The organism is Pseudoduganella buxea (assembly GCF_009720835.1).
In the GTDB taxonomy this organism is placed as follows: domain Bacteria; phylum Pseudomonadota; class Gammaproteobacteria; order Burkholderiales; family Burkholderiaceae_D; genus Rugamonas; species Rugamonas buxea.
Genome location: NZ_WNKZ01000234.1, coordinates 1 through 728 on the forward strand (window position 1 = coordinate 1; position 728 = coordinate 728).

The following is a 728-nucleotide window of genomic DNA, read 5'->3' on the forward strand; positions in this document are numbered from 1 at the left end:
CGCGCCTGGCCGGTCGCCTGCATGCCTGCTGCGCCGACCTGTCGGCCGCCGCCGATGGCGCCGCGCTGCCGGCCGTGCTGGCCGCATCCCTGGGCCTGCCACCCGGCCCCGATCCCTTGAACGACGTCCTCGCGCTGCTGCACGAACGGCAGCTGCTGCTGGTGATGGACGGCTGCGAGCACGTCATCGATGCTGCTGCCGCCCTGTGCGAGCTGCTGCTGCGCCATGCCGCGGGACTGCGCATCCTGGCCACCAGCCGCGAGGCCCTGCGCGCGGCCGACGAATGGGTACAGCGCCTGGCACCGCTGGACTGCCCGCCGCCCGATGCCGCCGATATCGTGGCCTGGCCCGCCGCCGCCCTGTTCGTGCGTCGCGCCACCCAGGCCGGTGCCACGATCACGGCGGCCGAACTGCCCGCCGTGGCCGACATCTGCCGCCGCCTCGACGGCGTGCCGCTGGCGCTGGAGCTGGCGGCGGCCCGCACCGACCTGTTCCACGTGCGCGAACTGGCGGCCCGCCTCGACGCGCCGCTGCAACTGCTGCATGGCGGGCGCCGCACGGCGCCGGCCCGGCACCGTTCCTGGCGCGCCTGCCAGGAATGGAGTTACGCAACCCTGGCGCCGCTGGAGCGGACCGTGCTGGCGCGGCTGGCCGTGCTGGGCGGGGAATTCACCCTGGCCACGGCGGCGGCGGTGGCCAGGGTGAATTCCCCGCCCAGCACGGCCAGC

1 protein-coding gene is annotated in these 728 nt (G+C 75.7%); it reads left to right on the forward strand.

The window, feature by feature from the left end; translation table 11 throughout:
* Window positions 1-728: ATP-binding protein (locus GM672_RS28630; protein ID WP_443094185.1), on the forward strand; the 728-nt coding region annotated here is incomplete at both ends.